This window comes from Mucilaginibacter sp., from assembly GCF_025362475.1.
Classification (GTDB): domain Bacteria; phylum Bacteroidota; class Bacteroidia; order Sphingobacteriales; family Sphingobacteriaceae; genus Mucilaginibacter.
The window spans coordinates 33226-51086 of the sequence record NZ_JANYGH010000066.1; the positions used below are offsets into that span (position 1 = coordinate 33226).

At 43.9% G+C, this 17861-nt stretch carries 12 protein-coding genes; 10 read left to right on the forward strand and 2 right to left on the reverse strand.

The annotated features are described in order from the left end of the window. Window positions 1–15: 15 nt before the first annotated feature. From Q0R88_RS23160 to Q0R88_RS23170, 3 genes are read left to right on the forward strand one after another with little or no spacing between them, the layout of a single operon-like run. Window positions 16–1314, forward strand: coding sequence for an MFS transporter (locus tag Q0R88_RS23160; protein WP_295720796.1), 1299 nt, complete (start codon window positions 16–18; stop codon window positions 1312–1314). A 4-nt stretch (window positions 1315–1318) separates the two neighbouring features. After that, on the forward strand, window positions 1319–2419 hold the full coding sequence (locus tag Q0R88_RS23165; protein WP_295720797.1) for an endo-1,4-beta-xylanase: 1101 nt from the start codon (window positions 1319–1321) through the stop codon (window positions 2417–2419). A 17-nt stretch (window positions 2420–2436) separates the two neighbouring features. Next, window positions 2437–5274, forward strand: a complete 2838-nt coding sequence (locus tag Q0R88_RS23170) for a glycosyl hydrolase 115 family protein (protein WP_295720798.1) — start codon at window positions 2437–2439, stop codon at window positions 5272–5274. Window positions 5275–5341: 67 nt separating this feature from the next. On the opposite strand, the gene Q0R88_RS23175 is transcribed toward Q0R88_RS23170, so the two are convergent. After that, window positions 5342–6088 (reverse strand): SDR family oxidoreductase, encoded by a 747-nt coding sequence (locus tag Q0R88_RS23175; protein WP_295720799.1) that lies wholly within the window; start codon window positions 6086–6088, stop codon window positions 5342–5344. Window positions 6089–6119: 31 nt separating this feature from the next. Next, complete coding sequence (locus tag Q0R88_RS23180; protein WP_295720800.1) at window positions 6120–7151, reverse strand: LacI family DNA-binding transcriptional regulator; 1032 nt, start codon at window positions 7149–7151, stop codon at window positions 6120–6122. Between the two features lie 170 nt (window positions 7152–7321). Here Q0R88_RS23180 and uxuA point away from each other — a divergent pair, with 170 nt between their 5' ends. The 7 genes from uxuA (at window position 7322) to Q0R88_RS23215 (ending at window position 17401) form a co-directional block, all read left to right on the forward strand. Continuing rightward, complete coding sequence (gene uxuA, locus Q0R88_RS23185) at window positions 7322–8509, forward strand: mannonate dehydratase (protein ID WP_295720801.1); 1188 nt, start codon at window positions 7322–7324, stop codon at window positions 8507–8509. Between the two features lie 223 nt (window positions 8510–8732). Continuing rightward, the gene (locus Q0R88_RS23190) at window positions 8733–10598 is read left to right on the forward strand and encodes a sialate O-acetylesterase (RefSeq protein WP_295720802.1); all 1866 of its coding nucleotides are present in this window, start codon (window positions 8733–8735) and stop codon (window positions 10596–10598) included. Window positions 10599–10616: 18 nt separating this feature from the next. Further along, window positions 10617–12161 (forward strand): acetylxylan esterase, encoded by a 1545-nt coding sequence (locus Q0R88_RS23195; RefSeq protein WP_295720803.1) that lies wholly within the window; start codon window positions 10617–10619, stop codon window positions 12159–12161. 17 nt (window positions 12162–12178) lie between these two features. Next, on the forward strand, window positions 12179–12988 hold the full coding sequence (locus Q0R88_RS23200; protein ID WP_295720804.1) for a polysaccharide deacetylase family protein: 810 nt from the start codon (window positions 12179–12181) through the stop codon (window positions 12986–12988). Window positions 12989–13240: 252 nt separating this feature from the next. Further along, window positions 13241–15421 carry an alpha-glucuronidase family glycosyl hydrolase gene (locus tag Q0R88_RS23205; protein WP_295720805.1) on the forward strand — a complete coding sequence of 727 codons (2181 nt, stop codon included), beginning with the start codon at window positions 13241–13243 and terminating at the stop codon, window positions 15419–15421. Between the two features lie 23 nt (window positions 15422–15444). Then, window positions 15445–16554, forward strand: a complete 1110-nt coding sequence (locus Q0R88_RS23210; RefSeq protein ID WP_295720806.1) for a glycoside hydrolase family 43 protein — start codon at window positions 15445–15447, stop codon at window positions 16552–16554. 10 nt (window positions 16555–16564) lie between these two features. Then, window positions 16565–17401 carry an alpha/beta hydrolase-fold protein gene (locus tag Q0R88_RS23215; RefSeq protein WP_295720807.1) on the forward strand — a complete coding sequence of 279 codons (837 nt, stop codon included), beginning with the start codon at window positions 16565–16567 and terminating at the stop codon, window positions 17399–17401. Window positions 17402–17861: the final 460 nt, after the last annotated feature.

Here is a 17861-nt window from a genome sequence, read left to right on the forward strand (position 1 = left end):
TGTCTTAATCTAACAATGAAAAATTCCCCTGGAGGCCAATACAGATGGTTCATTTGTGCGTTGCTGTTTTTTGCAACTACCACCAATTACCTTGATCGGGCTGTAATCAGCTTGCTGAAATCAGATCTTTCCAAGGAGTTTAAATGGAATGATGGCGACTATACCAATATAGAGATAGCCTTTAAAATAGCTTACTCCATAGGCTTATTAGGTGCCGGGAGATTGATTGATAAGATAGGGACAAAAAAAGGATACTTTTTGTCAACTTTTTTATGGAGCCTGTCTGCGGTTTGCCATGCCCTTGTTAATACCACTATGGGCTTTGGCGTAGTACGTGCCGCACTTGGCCTGAGTGAATCCGGTAATTTTCCTGCGGCCATCAAAACGGTGGCAGAGTGGTTCCCTAAAAAAGAACGCGCGGTAGCTACCGGTATATTTAACTCAGGGGCTAATATCGGCGCTATCCTCGCGCCTTTAACCGTTCCTTTTATCGCCGCAGCCTGGGGCTGGAAATGGGCCTTTGTAATAACGGGATCTACCGGCTTTATCTGGCTGGTTTTGTGGGTTTTGTTTTATGATGTACCATCTGCGCAAAAACGATTATCCGTTTCAGAACTGAGTTACATCAACAGCGATGGAGAAGACCTTGACCCCGAAAAGGATACCGAAAAATTAAACTGGTTACAATTACTTGTTCACCGGCAAACCTGGGCTTTTGCCGCAGGGAAATTTCTTACAGATCCCATCTGGTGGTTTTACCTGTTTTGGCTTCCCGATTTTTTGGAAAGCTCGTATGGGTTAAAAGGTATGGCTATTGCCTTACCCGTAGCCGCGGTGTATACAATGTCGACAATCGGGAGTGTTTTTGGTGGCTATTTCCCCAAATACCTGATTGAGAAAGGATGGTCTGTTTTTAAAGCGCGTAAGCTGTCTATGCTGGTTTATGCATTCGCGGTAATCCCTGTTGTTTTTGCGCAGTTGCTGGGCGGTGTTAATATGTGGTATGCAGTAATGGTCATCGGCGTGGCTGCCGCGGCCCACCAGGCATGGAGCGCCAATATTTTCACAACCGTGTCAGATATGTTTCCTAAAAAGGCGGTGGCTTCCGTTACCGGTATTGGCGGGATGTTCGGTTCTGTCGGCAGCGTGTTGCTCTCTTTGTTTGTGCAAAAAAACTTGTTTGTGTATTACCGTGCTATAGGGCACATCGAGGTTGCTTATTATATCATGTTTGCTGTTTGCGCGTCTTCCTACCTGGCTGCCTGGTTGGTTATGCATTTTCTGGTACCAAAATTTAAAACAATAAAAATTTAATTTTATGAATACAGCATTTAAGTTGATGAAGTTTTTAGTGCTTGCCATTTTTATTTTGCAAACAAAGGGCACTGTACATGCCCAGCAGCAATTGCCCGTTGTTAAGGGCTTAAAGGATGTATATGCTTCCTTTTTTCCCATTGGGGTGGCTGTAATGCCGCAATCTTTAAGGGATACCGCCGAGGTGGCTTTGATTTTAAAACACTTTAACAGCCTTACGCCAGAAAACGCTATGAAAATGGGTGTTATCCATCCCGATGAGAACCGGTATTACTGGAAAGCTGCAGATAGTATTGTAGCTTTTGCACAGGCCCATGGCTTAAAGGTGCGCGGCCATAATCTATGCTGGCATGAGCATACGCCAAAATGGTTGTTTTATGATAAGGATGGTAAACTGGTAACTAAAGATGTTTTACTGAAAAGATTAAAGGATCATATAGATCAGGTTGTTGGCCGTTATAAGGGTAAAGTTTATGCATGGGATGTAGTGAACGAAGCAGTTGCTGATGATAGTACCCAGTTTTTGCGCAACTCCTTATGGTATAAGATCTGTGGCGATGAGTTTATTACTAAAGCTTTTGAATACGCGCATGCCGCCGATCCGCAGGCTATTCTGTTCTACAATGATTATAATACCGAAAGGCCCGAAAAACGGGAGCGCGTGTATAAACTTTTGAAAAAATTGCTTGATGCAAAAATTCCCGTTAACGCGGTTGGGTTACAGGGCCACTGGTCAATTGATGAGCCAGGTGAACAGGATCTGGTTGCAGCCATTCAAAAATTTAGTTCCCTTGGGTTAAAAGTGCAGATAACCGAGCTTGATCTATCAGTCTATCCATGGGAGAAAGAGCGCCGTGCATTACGGGATGGAGAGTCGACCGCGTTTACTTCCGACCTGGAAAATAAACAGGCCGATCAGTATGCTATGGCGTTTAAGGTTTTCAGGAAATTTAAAAACGTGATATCGGGCGTTACCTTCTGGAATATTTCTGACAGGTTTACATGGCTGGATACTTACCCGGTAAAAGGCCGCAAAAATTATCCTTTGTTATTTGATCAAAAGCTGCAACCTAAAAAGGCCTACTGGGAGGTTGTTAAATTTTAATTCAATACCTATTCCACATGAAAAGAACTTTGACTTCATTGTTGTTGCTTATCAGTGCTTTAAGTGGCTTTGCGCAAACGCCGGGCGATAAACTGTATATAACCAACAAAAGCGGCGCCGGTTATTTCCCCCTGGCGGTAAGCGGTAAAGTAGTGCCCTTGTACGTAAGCGATATGGATTATCCCGGTGTAAAAAGAGCGGTGGGAAGCCTGGGTAATGATCTCAGATCGGTTACCGGTGCCACCCCGGGTATATTAACAGGTAAAGTTAACCTGGATAAGCATATGGTTATTATTGGCACGCTCGGGAAAAATGAGCTGATAGATCAGCTGGTTAAACAAAACAAGCTGGATGTTTCGCAGGTTACTGGCAAATGGGAAACCTCGCTTGTGCAGGTTGTTTCAAAACCTTTTCCGGGAGTTGAGAGTGCACTCATTATTGCCGGCAGTGATAAACGCGGAACGATATACGGGATCTATGATGTATCAGCCCAGATAGGGGTATCGCCCTGGTACTGGTGGGCCGATGTGCCCGTAAAGCAGCAAAAGAGCCTTTATGTAATCCCCGGCATGCACACCAATGGCGAACCAGCTGTAAAATACAGGGGGATTTTTATCAATGATGAAGCGCCGGCATTTTCCGGCTGGACGAAAGAGAAATTTGGCGGCGTAAACCATCAGCTGTATGAAAAGGTTTTTGAGCTTATCCTGCGCTTAAAAGGTAATTACCTGTGGCCCGCTATGTGGGGAAATGCCTTTAATGATGATGACAAGTTAAACCCAGTACTGGCTGATGAGTATGGCGTAGTGATGGGCACATCGCATCATGAACCGATGGATAGGGCGCAGCAGGAGTGGAAACGCTACGGAAGCGGCCAATGGAATTATGATAGTAATAAAGTGGTGTTGCAAAATTTCTGGAAAAAGGGCATCGAAAACATGGGTGCCAAAGAAACCATCGTAACTGTTGGCATGCGTGGCGACGGCGATAAGCCGATGACGGAGGGAAGCAATATAGCTTTACTGGAAAATATTGTAAAAGATCAGCGTAGCATTATTAGCCAGGTTACCGGTAAAGATGCCGCCCAAACACCACAAATGTGGGCCTTATATAAAGAGGTGCAGGATTATTACGATAAAGGCATGCGTGTGCCCGATGATGTTACACTGTTGTTATGTGATGACAACTGGGGCAATATCCGCAAGTTGCCCAGCCTTACCGAAAAACCAAGAAAAGGAGGTTACGGCATTTATTATCACTTTGATTATGTAGGCGGGCCGCGAAACTATAAGTGGCTCAACACAAATCCTATTTCAAAAACATGGGAGCAAATGCACCTGGCCTATGCCTACAATGCCCGGCAGGTTTGGATAGTAAATGTGGGCGATTTGAAACCAATGGAGTTTCCGATCAGCTTTTTCCTGGATTATGCATGGAACCCCAATAAATGGCCCGCCGGCAGGTTGCAGGAATATACTAATTTATGGGCCCGGCAGCAATTTGGCCCCCTTTACGCCAAAGAAATTGGACGCATATTATCTGCCTATACCCAATATAACGGCAGGCGTAAGCCCGAACTGATTGAACCGCATACGTACAGTTTAACAAACTATAGCGAGTTTGAAACCGTTGCTGCCAATTACAACCGCTTAAAAGCCGATGCCGAAAGATTGTACGCTAAACTTTCGCCTCAATATAAAGATGCTTATTATCAGCTTGTTTTGCACCCGGTTCAAGCCTGTGCCAACTTAAACGAAATGTATTTTGAGGCTGCAAAAAATAATTGGTACGCCACACAACAGCGGGCCGCTACCAATACTACAGCGGCAAAAGTGAAGCAGCTTTTTGAAAAAGACAAAGAGATATCTAAGTACTATAACACCAAACTTGCCAATGGCAAATGGAACCATATGATGGATCAAACGCATATTGGTTATACTTATTGGCAGCAGCCTTCGGTTGATGTAATGCCTGCGGTAAAGGAAATTATGCTACCCGAAGCGGCACAAATGGGTGTGTATGTGGAAGGCGCAAGCCAGGCTATCACTAATGGACTTGCAGCCGATACTTTGCCAGGCTTTTATCCATGGGAAAAGAACAGCCACTATATTGAAATTTTTAATAAAGGCAAAACAGCTTTTAGTTATACGGTTCAGTCGCCTTTATCCTACGTGATTGTTAAACCGGGCAACGGTAAAGTTGAACAGCAGGAGCGGATTTGGGTGAGCATTAATTGGGCTAAGGCTCCACGTAAAACAGTTCATGTGCCTTTAACTATATCCGCGATGGGGCAAACAGTAACTGTTCAGCTTACCATTAACAATCAACAGCAAATAAATGATGGCGCATTTTATGAAAATAACGGCTATATAGCTATTGAAGCACAACATTATGCCAAAGCGGTTAATAGTAAAGCTGTTTCGTGGATAGTTATACCGGGATATGGCAAAACGTTGTCCGGTGTTACAACGATGCCGGTAACAGCCAGCAAACAAAAGCCCGGAGCTAACTGCCCGCATCTTGAATACCGGATTAATTTGCCGGATACCGGCCTGGTATCGCTGCAAACTTTTGTATCGCCAACGCTCGACTTTAAAAATGGACAAGGTTTGTTTTATGCTATTTCGATAGATGATGAAACACCACAGGAGGTGAAGATCAGTACTGCCGCGGATAGCAAAGATTGGGCCGCGGCTGTCAGTGATAATATCAGGAAATTGATTACCAGGCATCACATAACTCAGCGGGGCCTACACACTATAAAATACTGGATGATTGATCCGGGTGTAGTACTACAAAAAGTAGTAGTAGATGCAGGCGGCCTTAAACCAAGTTATTTAGGTCCGCCGGAGTAGGGGATAGTAATTGCGAGAAAGCGTAAAAAAGGGGGATAATTAAGTTTATCACCCCTTTTATTTTTTGTTAAAAGCCTACGGAGTTTCCGCCATCAACCGGCAGTACAACTCCCGTTACATATTTTGCTGCATCGGATGATAGGTAAAATATGGCATCTGCTATATCTTCCGGTTCGCCCAACTTACCCATGGGGGTTCTTGACATCACTTTTTGTTTGCGTTCCGCATCACTATCCAATGCTTTGGCCGACATATCTGTTGCTATAAAGCCGGGCGCCACGCAATTAACCCGAATGCCCCGGGGCGAAAGCTCTGTTGCCATTGCCCTGGTCATCCCCTCAATGGCTGATTTTGTTGCGGTATAGGATATTACGTAGGGGATACCATATTGCGAAGCCATAGAACTGATGTTCACAATATTTCCTCCACCTGCAGTAATCATATGTTTAACAACTTCACGGCTGATTACAAATACAGCTACAAGGTTAGTTTGTATAATTTGCTGAAAATCATCGTCGGTAACATCGGTAAAATGTTTTTTTTGATTGATACCTGCGTTGTTAACAAGAATATCAGGCGTGCCAAATTCGGCAACTATTTCATTTATTAAAGCAGGGATTTTTTTGGTATCGCTTAAATCAAAGGCTTTGTAATGGCAAAGCTCGCCAAATGAATCAGCTGCATGTTGCAGTTTGGTTTCATCGCGGCCAATGATGATGGTGCGGATATTGTTTTCGATAAATTTTCGTGTGGTGGCCAGGCCAAGGCCTGATGCCCCGCCGGTAACAATAGCAACTTTTGTTTTAGAAATCATTTAAAAAGTATTATAAATCTGTATCGCTTAATTACCCGTTTCGCAGGGATGATTCGCGGATAATTAGTTCTGATCTGAGCACAAGGCTGTGTGTTTCCTGGATATCGTCTTTATTAAGCAGGTGATTCACCATTAGCCTTGCGGCAGTTTCACCCATTTCATAGCCTTTATAATTGATGGTTGTAAGGTTAGGTTCAATCACACAAGAGGTAGGGTCATTGTTAAAGCCGGCAACAGCAATATCATGAGGTATTTTTATGCCATGCTTTTTTAACGTTTGCATACAGGCCACCGCGCAAATATCATTTGCTACAAACAGCCCATCAGGAAGTTGCCGCATTTTCATGAGCTGGTGCGCTGCATCTATTCCCGACTGTGCACTCAGGTCGGCGATGATCACCAGGTCGTTATCAAATTCCAGTTGATGAGCTTCCAGCGCTCTTTTGTATCCATAAAAGCGGTCGCTGTAAACATTGCGCAGCTGGTTACCCGTAATATGTGCTATCTTTTTGCAACCCTGGCTTATCAAATGCGTTGTTACTTCCTGCCCCGCTTTATAATTGTCAATATAGATCTGCGGGCATGATTCATGATCCAGAACGCGGTCAAAGAACACCAAAGGAATTTTGCGTTTTATAAACGGTTCAAAGTGATCAAAGCTGTTTGTATCATAGGCAACGGAAACAAGTAAGCCATCAACCCGGTTATGAAACATAGCCTGCACATTGCTGGCTTCTTTTTTCATGGTTTCCAACGATTGGCTGATGATGAGGTTATAGTTGTTTTCATTAACCACCTTTTCAATACCGGCAATTACATCGGCCATAAAGTTGCTGTTTAACCTTGGTACAATCACCCCGATAATATTGCTTTGCTTTTTGCGTAAATTACTGGCAAACGAGTTTGACCTGTATCCCATTTCCTCGGCGGTCTTGTTTATCAGCTTGCGGGTTTCTTTACTTATCCTGGGGTGGTTTTTCAGCCCCCGGCTTACTGTAGCAGCCGAAATGTTAAGTTTGGTGGCAATGTCATAAATTGTTGTTTCTTTTTCCCCGTTTGCCATAAAGTGTTTTGCTATAAAATCTAATGCGTGATAAATATAAAAATAAAATCAGGATATTTAATGTTTTTTGAGCAATCGATTGCGCATTTGTTTACATTTGTTTTTCGGATGGCATTGTTCATCTGTAATAATATCAAATTCACCAGTTTAACAGATTAAAAACCTTTTATATGATACCTGATTTAGCACAAACCTTTAGGTGGTTTGGCCCTTCGGACCCGGTTACTCTTCATGCCATTAAACAAACCGGTGCAACCGGTATTGTAACCGCGCTGCACCATATCCCGGCAGGAGATACCTGGAGTTTGATCGAGATTGAGAAGCGAAAAGCGGTTATAGAAAATTCGGGCTTTAAGTGGTCGGTGGTTGAAAGTGTCAACATTCATGAAGATATAAAGATTGGAACGGATAGGCGTGATCACTACATTTCAAACTATAAGGAAACCTTAAAAAATCTTTCACAGGCCGGTATAAATATAGTGTGCTATAATTTTATGCCAGTGCTTGACTGGACCCGCACACACCTCGATTTTCGGCTTCCGAATAACGCTTCGGCATTAAGATACCATGCGCAGGCAATAGCCGCTTTTGATCTGTATATTCTGCAGCGTGAAGATGCTTTTAATGAATTTACGCCCCAGCAACAGCAGGCCGCTAAAGTTTACCTGGATAGTTTAAATGCAGACGAAAAAAAACTGCTTTTGAATACGGTTTTGGCAGGTTTGCCCGGCACCGATGAGGTGTTTACTGTTGATGAATTTAAGGTATATCTTGAAAAGTATCGTGCTGTTGATGAGGCTAAATTAAAGGAAAACTTAGGTTACTTTTTAAAAGCGATTATCCCTTATGCCGAAGAACTGGGCATAAAAATGTGTATCCACCCGGATGATCCGCCATTCCCTATTTTAGGATTACCGAGGGTTGTTAAAAACGAAGCGGATTTAACCGATATTGTTAATATGTACCAGTCGCCGGCCAATGGGCTCACGCTTTGTACCGGTTCATTAGGTGCAAACGCCGCTAATGATATTCCCGGCATTATTACCCGCCTGGGCCAGCATATCCACTTTTTGCACTTGCGTAATGTGAACAGGGAGGCCGACGGCAGTTTTTACGAAGCTGATCATTTAGCAGGAAGTACCGATATGTTTGCCGTAATGAAAAGCATTATTATGGAACAGCTTAAAAGATCTGATGTCGGCAGGGCAGATCTTAGTATCCCAATGCGACCCGATCACGGGCACAAGATCCTGGACGACTTTAATTATAATACCTATCCCGGGTACTCGGTAATTGGCCGCCTTAAAGGATTAGCAGAGTTACGCGGACTTGAACTTGGTATAAAAAGGATGTTATGATGAGATAACAGGCTCCCCAGCACTGTCGTATAATTCATTGATTTAATAGGACTAAATTGTTACACAAAATTCATTGCAATCGATTGCATTATTGTTTTAAATTTTGTTACTTAGTAACCATAAACCTTTAGAATAAAACCTTTTAAATATGAAGTCAATGTTACGGCTGTGCTTTATGATGTGCTGTTGTTTGATGTGTTGTTCCGCGTATTCGGATGTACGGTTGCCCCAATTAGTTGGCAACGGAATGGTGCTTCAGCGCGATGCCCCGATCAATATCTGGGGCTGGGCCGATGCCGGTGAAAAAATTACCATAGGTTTTCGCGGCAACTACCACACTATTGCCGATAAAAACGGCCGGTGGAAAATAGTGCTACATGCCATGAAGGCGGGCGGGCCTTATGCTATGGAAATTAACGCGGGCAATCATATCGTACTCAATGATATTTTAATAGGGGATGTATGGTTTTGCTCGGGGCAATCAAATATGGTTTTGCCCATGGAGCGGGTAAAGGAGAAATATCCCGATGAAATAGCATCAGCCAATTATCCACAGATCAGGAACTTCTTTGTCAAAACCGAATCGGATGTTACTAAAATACATGAAGATGTGTTACCCGGCAAATGGGTAAAGGCAGACCCTGAAAATGTACTTAGTTTTGGCGCAGCATCGTGGTTTTTTGCTAAAAAGCTTTACCTAAAATACCATGTACCCATAGGTATTATTAACTCAAGTGTAGGCGGTACACCTGTCCAGGCATGGGTAAGCGAAAATGGGTTGAAAAACAATGTTACATACAGCCATCGCGTGGCCCGGTTTCATGATGGCAGCTATATAGATAGCGTAATGAAAGTGAAGCCTGAACCTGTTGACCCTGCAAATACCGAAATACATGATAAAGGCCTTAATGGTAGTGTAACCTGGTATAATCCGGCTTATGTTCCTGATAAGTGGCACCATTTCTGGTTGCCCGGGTATTGGGCCGATCAGGGGATTAAAAATTTAAATGGGGTAGTATGGTTTCGAAAAGAGTTCACCTTGCCTGCGGGTGTTGAGAGCCAACCGGCTAAATTACTTTTCGGCAGGATGATTGACGCTGATCAAACTTATGTTAATGGCCATTTGGTAGGGAATATTACCTACCAGTATCCACCCCGCAGGTATAACGTGCCTGTTGGTTTGCTAAAGCCCGGCAAAAATATTATTGTAATCAGGTTAACAAATTTTACGGGTAAGGGGGGCTTTGTACCCGATAAATCATACAACCTAAACATTGGCGGGCAGCTTATTGATCTCCGTGGCGATTGGTTATATCGTGTAGGTCAGGCGTTTTTGCCAACTGACAAAAAAATGGCGGCAATTTTTTCTGCACAAAATGAGCCAACCGGGCTTTACAATACCATGGTTGCCCCGGCAATTAACTACACCATAAAAGGCTTACTCTGGTACCAGGGTGAAAGCAACGCAGATAAAGCCGCCGAGTATGGGCAATTGCTTAAAGCATTGATTACCGATTGGCGGCAACAATGGCAGCAGGGTAAACTGCCGTTTATATACGCGCAACTCCCCAATTTTAATGAAGTTCAATATTTACCAGCCGAAAGTAACTGGGCTATATTAAGGGAAGGCCAGCTTAAGGCCCTTTCACAGCCTAATACCGCAATGGCTGTTACCATTGATGCAGGCGAATGGAATGACATTCACCCGCTTAATAAAAAAGATGTAGGCGAACGGCTGGCCATAGCCGCCGAAAACCTGGCTTATAAAGAAACAGGCACAGTAGCATCCGGGCCAATTTATCAATCAGCCCTTGTGCAGGGAAACCATATCCAGATCAGTTTTAAAAATGTGGGTGCTGGGCTTACGATACATGATGGCGACGAGCTGGAACAGTTTGCAATAGCAGGAGCCAATAAAAAGTTCGTTTGGGCCAAAGCGAAAATTGAGGGAGATAAAGTAATTGTATGGAGTGATGGAGTGATCAGTCCGCTTTATGTAAGATATGCGTGGGCTGATAATCCGGAGGGGGCTAATCTCTATAATAAGGAAGGTTTACCTGCATCACCGTTTAGAACCGATAACCAATAAAAAATATTTTAAACCGATATGAAAACAGTAAAAATAAAGATTGCTATTTTTCTGATCCTGCTCTCTATTGCAGTGGCTGTACATGCTCAAAATACGCCGCCGGTTAATTTCACCGCCGAACAGGATCATCAGCAAATGATGAAACAGTTAGGCATTAAAACCTTGCGCCCTGGTCCCAATGGTGATGCAACTGCTCCTGATCATGCTAATTATGATGAGGCGCTTGCAAACCCATATCCAGATTTACCTGATGCGCTTACCGGTAAAAACGGTAAAAAGATAACCAACGCCATGATGTGGTGGAAACAACGGCGACCAGAGATAGTGGAAGATATGGAACGCGAAGTGTATGGCCGCATCCCGGCAAATGTGCCCAAAGTAATTTGGACGGTTAAAGTAACCGATAAAGAACGCGTAGGTTTTTACCCGGTAATAGCCAAACAGCTTATCGGGCATGTTGATTATACGGCATATCCACTGTTAAATGTTAATATTGATATGACCCTGGTATTACCTGCCAACGCCAAAGGGCCTGTACCTGTGTTGATGATGTTTGGCCGCAGTACTTTGCCCGCACCTGCCCAACCTAATCCGGCAGATCTGGAAAAAATAAATGACGCCTTAAAAGAGCTGCTTACCAAAGATCACCCCGAACTAAAAACCATATTTGAACAGTATCCGGCATACAAGCCAATTCCTGAGCAATCTCCCTTTGGGCCGAGCGGCTTTCCGGTGGTGAAAGGCGATCCGCCGACGGCTTCGCAACTGATAGCCAATGGCTGGGGATATGTGCTGATTGATCCTTCATCGATACAGGCCGACAATGCGGAGGGCCTCACCAAAGGAATAATTGGCCTGGTTAACAAGGGGCAGCCCCGTAAACCCGAGGATTGGGGTGCGTTACGCGCCTGGTCCTGGGGAGCGGCAAGGGCGCTGGATTACCTGGAAACAGAACCCGCGGTTGATGCAAAGCATGTAGGCATTGAGGGCGTATCAAGGTACGGTAAGGCAGCATTGGTAACGCTAGCCTTTGAACAACGTTTTGCTATGGGGCTCATCGGCTCATCCGGCGAGGGTGGCGCGAAGCTTCACCGGCGAAATTTTGGTGAGGCAGTGGAGAACCTTACCGGTGGCGAATATTACTGGATGGCCGGCAATTTTATGAAATATGGAGCATCTGATGCTACATCCGGCGCTAAAACAGCTAATGATCTGCCTGTTGATGCACATGAACTTATTGCATTGTGCGCGCCCCGGCTTACTTTTATAAGCTATGGTATTCCTGAACAGGGCGATGCCAAGTGGCTTGATCAACAGGGTAGTTATATGGCTACGGTAGCTGCCGGTGCGGTTTTTAAATTAGTGGGAGCAAGGGACCTGGGCATTACGAATGATTATAAAACGGAAAAAATGCCTCCGGTAAACACCGGCTTGCTGAACGGTGAACTGGCATGGCGACAACATGATGGTGGCCATACCGATGCACCCAACGTTAAATATTTTATAGCCTGGGCTAATAAGCTGATGCATTATGGCAAAGAAGGGGCGCAACCCGCTAAATAGTTAAAAACATTAACAGCATGAGATTAATAAAATATTTACTTACGGCGGCACTCTTGGCGAATAGCGTAATGGCGCATGCCCAAAACAGAGCTGTGTGGAATAAGAAACAATGTGCCGTGGTATTAACTTATGATGATGCCATTGATGTAGACCTGGATAATGTTTTGCCCGCCCTGGATTCGTTAAACCTCAAGGGAACTTTTTACATTATTGGCTCATCACCGGTAGTTACCAACAGGATAGCCGAATGGCGAAAAGCGGCTGCCCACGGGCATGAACTTGGAAATCACTCCCTTTTTCATCCCTGCGATGGTGGTTTACCCGGCCGTGGTTTTGTTACTACCGAAAATGACCTGAGTAAATACACCGTTGCACGTGCCGTAAAAGAGATTAGGACTAATAATGTGCTGCTACAAGCCATCGATGGTAAAACCAACCGGACCTTCGCCTTTCCCTGCGGGGATCTGCAGATAGGCGGCAAGTATTTTTATGACGGGTTAAAACAGGATTTTGTTGGCGCGCGGGGTGTAAACCCCGGATTTGAAAGCATAGGCGCAACAGATCTCGACAATATTAAATGTTTTATGATCAATGGTCAATCGGCCGAATACATGATCGGGCTTGTTGAAAAGGCTTTACAATCACATACCCTGCTGGTTTTTTTATTTCATGGCGTAGGAGGCGGGCATAATATCAATGTAGGCCTTAACGAGCATAGCAAATTATTGCATTACCTCAAAAAAAATGACAAGGCTATATGGGTGGCCCCCATGGTTGAGGTAGCAGAATATATCCGGAAAAACCAGGAGCTCGCTGCAAAAAAATGATCATGTTATTCATCGGCTGATAAATTCATTCATCAGCTTAAAAACCGGAAGGCCAGGGGGCAAATAATTGATTTTGAATTACTGAAAATAAATAAAGGTTTATATATTTGCAATCGATTGCGTAAATATAATTCTTTATAAACCATACAGATGGAACATGTTTTAATCATGTTTCATTTGTGAACACCAATATATCATTTTATCTTTTTTATAAGCTGTTTTAAAAGTTTATAAAGCTGAATTAATAACATCATGACCAAATATTCATTGAAAAATAGGTGTTTACTGGTGCTGCTTTTATTAGCGGTTATAAACCAAGCCCATGCGGATAATGGGTATAAGCTATGGCTTGAATATAACAGGATAACCGCCCCGCAACAGGCAGCTGTTTATAAGCAACAATTGGCATATTTTATCTTCCCGGCAGCGTCAGACCAGCTTAAGGCGGCAAAGACAGAACTGTTGACCGGGCTGGATGGGATGCTTTCCTTCATTCCCCGCGATACCAAGGCCATAATAAGCGGCCAAACATTTATAGTTGGCACTCCACGATCTTTAAAATCCTTATCTATAGTTGTTCCTGATGGTATTGGCAGCGAGGGATATCTCATAAAAACAACCCTTATTAACCAACAGAAATGTACCATTATTATTGCCAATACCGATGTGGGGGTTTTGTATGGTGTTTTTAATTTTTTAAAGTTGATTCAAATCCATCAGCCCATCAACAGGCTGGATATTTCTGATCATCCACACATCATGTACCGGGTGTTGGATCATTGGGATAACCTGAACCGTAGCGTTGAACGGGGATATGCAGGTTCATCCATCTGGAACTGGCATAAACTGCCTGGCATTGTTGATCAGCGCTATATTGATTACGCACGTGCTAACGCTTCGGTTGGTATCAATGGCTCGGTTATCAACAACGTAAATGCCGATGCGCTGATCCTTTCACCCCAGTATTTAATAAAGATCCAGACGCTGGCCAATGTTTTCAGGGTGTATGGTATTAAAATATACCTGTCGGTAAAATTCAGTAGTCCGGTTGATTTGGGAGGCCTAAAAACAGCCGATCCGCTTGATGCCACTGTAAAAAAATGGTGGGCAGATAAGGCTGATGAAATTTATCATTACATCCCAGATTTTGGCGGATTTTTGGTGAAAGCTAATTCTGAGGGGCAACCGGGCCCGCAAACTTATGGCCGCACCCATGCAGATGGAGCCAATATGCTGGCCGATGTTTTAGCTCCTCATCATGGTATAGTGATGTGGCGGGCCTTTGTCTACGATAATAACGTACCCGACGACCGGTCAAAGCAGGCCTATAATGAATTTAAACCCTTTGATGGCAAGTTCAGGGATAATGTGATTATCCAGGTTAAAAACGGGCCGATCGATTTTCAGCCGAGGGAACCATTCCATCCTTTATTTGGCGCGATGCCCAATACCTCGTTAATGATGGAGTTTCAACTAACCCAGGAGTACCTTGGCTTTTCAACGCACCTGGTTTATGAGGCACCTTTATTTGCCGAATGCCTGCAAGCTGATACTTACACGCAGGGTAAAGGCTCAACCGTATCCCGTGTGTTACAAGGGGATTTTAATAAGAAACTGATAACCGGTATGGCCGGGGTAGCTAACATTGGCAGTGATTTAAACTGGTGCGGGCATCCCTTTGCACAGGCCAACTGGTACGCTTTTGGCCGCATGGCCTGGAACCCGGATCAGTCACCGGCTGCTATTGCAGACGACTGGCTGAAAATGACTTTTACCAATGATGCAGGCTTTGTATCGCCGGTAAAAAGGTTAATGCTGGAATCAAGGGAAAATACCGTTAACTACATGACGCCGCTTGGCTTGCACCATATTATGGGTGTATCTACCCACTACGGCCCAGGGCCATGGGTTGACAATGCCGGTCGCCCGGATTGGAACGCCACCTATTACCACAAAGCCGATTCGGCTGGAATTGGCTTTAACCGTACAAGCACAGGCAGCAATGCTTTATCGCAATATGCGCCGGAGGTTAAGGCCAATTGGGAAAACCTGCAAACCTGCCCGGATGAATACCTGTTATGGTTTCATCACCTAAGCTGGACGTATAAAATGCGCTCGGGCAAGTCATTATGGGATGAAATTGTTCACCATTATTATATGGGTGCCGATTCGGTTAAACAAATGACTTTAACCTGGAATAAAATGCAGGGAAAGGTAGATGCAGAACGGTTTACCGAGGTGCAACAATTGATGCAAACGCAGCTTGCCGAGGCCACCACATGGCGGGATGCCTGTGTTTTATATTTTCAAACTTTTTCAAAAATGCCCATCGAAGCTATCTATGCAAAACCCGAACATCCGCTCCCTTACTATAAAGGCATGAAATTTTACTATGTGCCTGGCATAGGAGGAAATAACTACATGACTAATTAATAATCACCATAAACCAAACGCCAATGAGCAAGCCATTTACAACAGCAAAATTATTACTCACACTTCTTATACCCGCAGGCATGTTGGGTGCATGTAACTCAACTGCTAAAAAAACAGCCAATGCTGACAGCAGTAAAACAGATACGAGTAAAAAAGTAAAATTTCTTTCGCAACCACTGATCAGTTCTATCTATACTGCTGATCCATCAGCCCATGTGTTTAACGGTAAAATTTATATCTACCCCTCACATGATATCAATGCCGGCATCCCCGAAAACGATAATGGCGATCATTTTGCCATGAAAGACTATCATATCCTTTCCATGGATAGTATTGGCGGTAAGGTTACTGATAATGGCGTTGCGCTGGATATAAAGGATATTCCCTGGGCCGGCCGCCAGCTTTGGGCGCCTGATATTGCTTTTAAAGGTGGTACCTATTACCTCTATTTTCCGGTAAAAGATAAAAAAGATGTTTTCCATATTGGCGTGGCTACATCGGCCAGTCCTGTTGGTCCGTTTAAGGCCGAACCGGAACCCATTGCAGGAAGTTTTAGTATTGACCCGGCTGTTTTTACAGATAATGACGGCAAAACCTATATGTATTTTGGCGGCATTTGGGGCGGACAGCTTCAGCGCTGGACAACCGGAAAATACGAAGCTGATGGTTCAAAAACCGACTCGAAACAGGAGGATGCACCGGCAATAAGTTGCAAAGTGGCCTTGCTTAAACCCGATATGAAGAACTTTGACGGGGCGGTAAAAGACGTTGTGATTGTAGATAGCCTGGGTAAACCTTTATTAACTAAAGATCATGATCGTCGTTTTTTTGAAGGTTCATGGATGCATAAGTTTAATGGTAAATATTACTTCACTTATTCAACCGGCGATACCCATTTACTTTGCTACGCGATAGGGGATAGTCCTGTTGGTCCGTTTACTTATAAGGGTGTATTTTTGAAACCGGTACAGGGGTGGACAACACACCACTCTATTGTTGAAATAAAAGGCAAATGGTACATGTTTTACCATGACACCCAACTATCGGGCAAAACGCACCTGCGCAATGTAAAAGTAACCGAGCTGCAACACAATGCGGATGGCTCTATAAAACTGATTGATCCATTTTTGTAACCTCATCCCTATGAAAACACTCAGATTTATAACAATGAGTTTGCTGTTGTGCGCTATGTTGTGTACACATGGCTTTGCGCAGCAGGCAAAACTGGTTACCATACCCAACTCGGAGCACCGGTTAATGCACTCCAAACTGGCAGGTAATGATTATGATATTTATATCCATTACCCGGCGGGTTATGATACCGCGAAAAGGAAATTCCCGGTGCTGTATGTTGTTGACGGCGATAATGATTTTTCGCCCTCGCTGGAGTATTTGGGGCTGTTAATGGCCGAATATCATATTCCCGAACCTATATTGATAGCCATTGGCGACGGTGGGTTGATTGGCTCGCCCGGCAACAAACGTAACCGTGATTTTACGCCAACCGCATCATCTGCAACGCCAGAAAGTGGGGGAGCTCCCGTATTTTTAGCCTTTATTGAAAAGGAGTTAATTCCGGTTATTGACGCGGATTTAAAAACAGATCCTTCAAACCGTACACTTTATGGCTACTCCATGGGTGGTTTGTTTGCAACTTATACCTTGTTTGAGCAACCCACCCTGTTTAAAAACATCCTGATTGGTAGTCCGGCTTTGGGTTTTGCTAACGGGGGAATCTTTGATGTTGAAAAAAAGTATTTCGCCAAACATAAAAGTTTGCCTGTAAATGTTTTTATTGAAGTGGGTGCTTTGGAAACTCCGGGACAGGTAGTACCCAATAAAAAATTGGTTACATTACTTGATAGCAGGCATTATGAAAACCTTGTTTTTAAGCACATCATCATTGACGATGTTACACACTTATCTGGCAAACCGGTTACTATGCTTAAAGCATTGCAATGGGCATACGCACGTAAGTGATCAATAATAGCGTAGTATTAAAGAAAGTGAAAAATGCTGTAAACGATGGTTTATGGCATTTTTTTATACTTCTAATGAAGCACATATCCATGCGTCATTGTAGTTGTAAATCCGGTGGCCTTTGAAGGAGAAAATGACGTAACAAAAATGGCTGTCATCCTGAGCCTGTCGAAGGATAGCGGGCAAAGGCCACTCCGCGCGAGTCTTCGACAGGCTCAGACTGACAGGCCCACACGCCTCAAAATCCCATACGTCATGGGTAGGTACGAAGCAACCCCCGCCTTGTAGAGAAGCTTTGCAAATCCGACCTGCATAGTTTGGGATTGCTTCGTGCCTCGCAATTGTAAAGGTCAACTAATTCGGTAACAGAATTAGCTTTAAGGAATAAAGCTAAATGTTATGCGAAACATTAACAATGACCTTACATTAAAGCGGAACTACCTGAATAAGTATCGTTTTC

Excerpts from the sequence above, each read along its gene's own strand:
- Q0R88_RS23195 (WP_295720803.1), top strand. The coding sequence starts at position 10,617 with ATGAAAACAGTAAAAATAAAGATTGCTATTTTTCTGATCCTGCTCTCT.
- Q0R88_RS23215 (WP_295720807.1), top strand. The coding sequence starts at position 16,565 with ATGAAAACACTCAGATTTATAACAATGAGTTTGCTGTTGTGCGCTATG.
- Q0R88_RS23175 (WP_295720799.1), bottom strand. The coding sequence starts at position 6,088 with ATGATTTCTAAAACAAAAGTTGCTATTGTTACCGGCGGGGCATCAGGC.
- Q0R88_RS23200 (WP_295720804.1), top strand. The coding sequence starts at position 12,179 with ATGAGATTAATAAAATATTTACTTACGGCGGCACTCTTGGCGAATAGC.
- Q0R88_RS23205 (WP_295720805.1), top strand. The coding sequence starts at position 13,241 with ATGACCAAATATTCATTGAAAAATAGGTGTTTACTGGTGCTGCTTTTA.
- Q0R88_RS23180 (WP_295720800.1), bottom strand. The coding sequence starts at position 7,151 with ATGGCAAACGGGGAAAAAGAAACAACAATTTATGACATTGCCACCAAA.
- Q0R88_RS23210 (WP_295720806.1), top strand. The coding sequence starts at position 15,445 with ATGAGCAAGCCATTTACAACAGCAAAATTATTACTCACACTTCTTATA.
- Q0R88_RS23160 (WP_295720796.1), top strand. The coding sequence starts at position 16 with ATGAAAAATTCCCCTGGAGGCCAATACAGATGGTTCATTTGTGCGTTG.
- Q0R88_RS23170 (WP_295720798.1), top strand. The coding sequence starts at position 2,437 with ATGAAAAGAACTTTGACTTCATTGTTGTTGCTTATCAGTGCTTTAAGT.
- uxuA (WP_295720801.1), top strand. The coding sequence starts at position 7,322 with ATGATACCTGATTTAGCACAAACCTTTAGGTGGTTTGGCCCTTCGGAC.
- Q0R88_RS23165 (WP_295720797.1), top strand. The coding sequence starts at position 1,319 with ATGAATACAGCATTTAAGTTGATGAAGTTTTTAGTGCTTGCCATTTTT.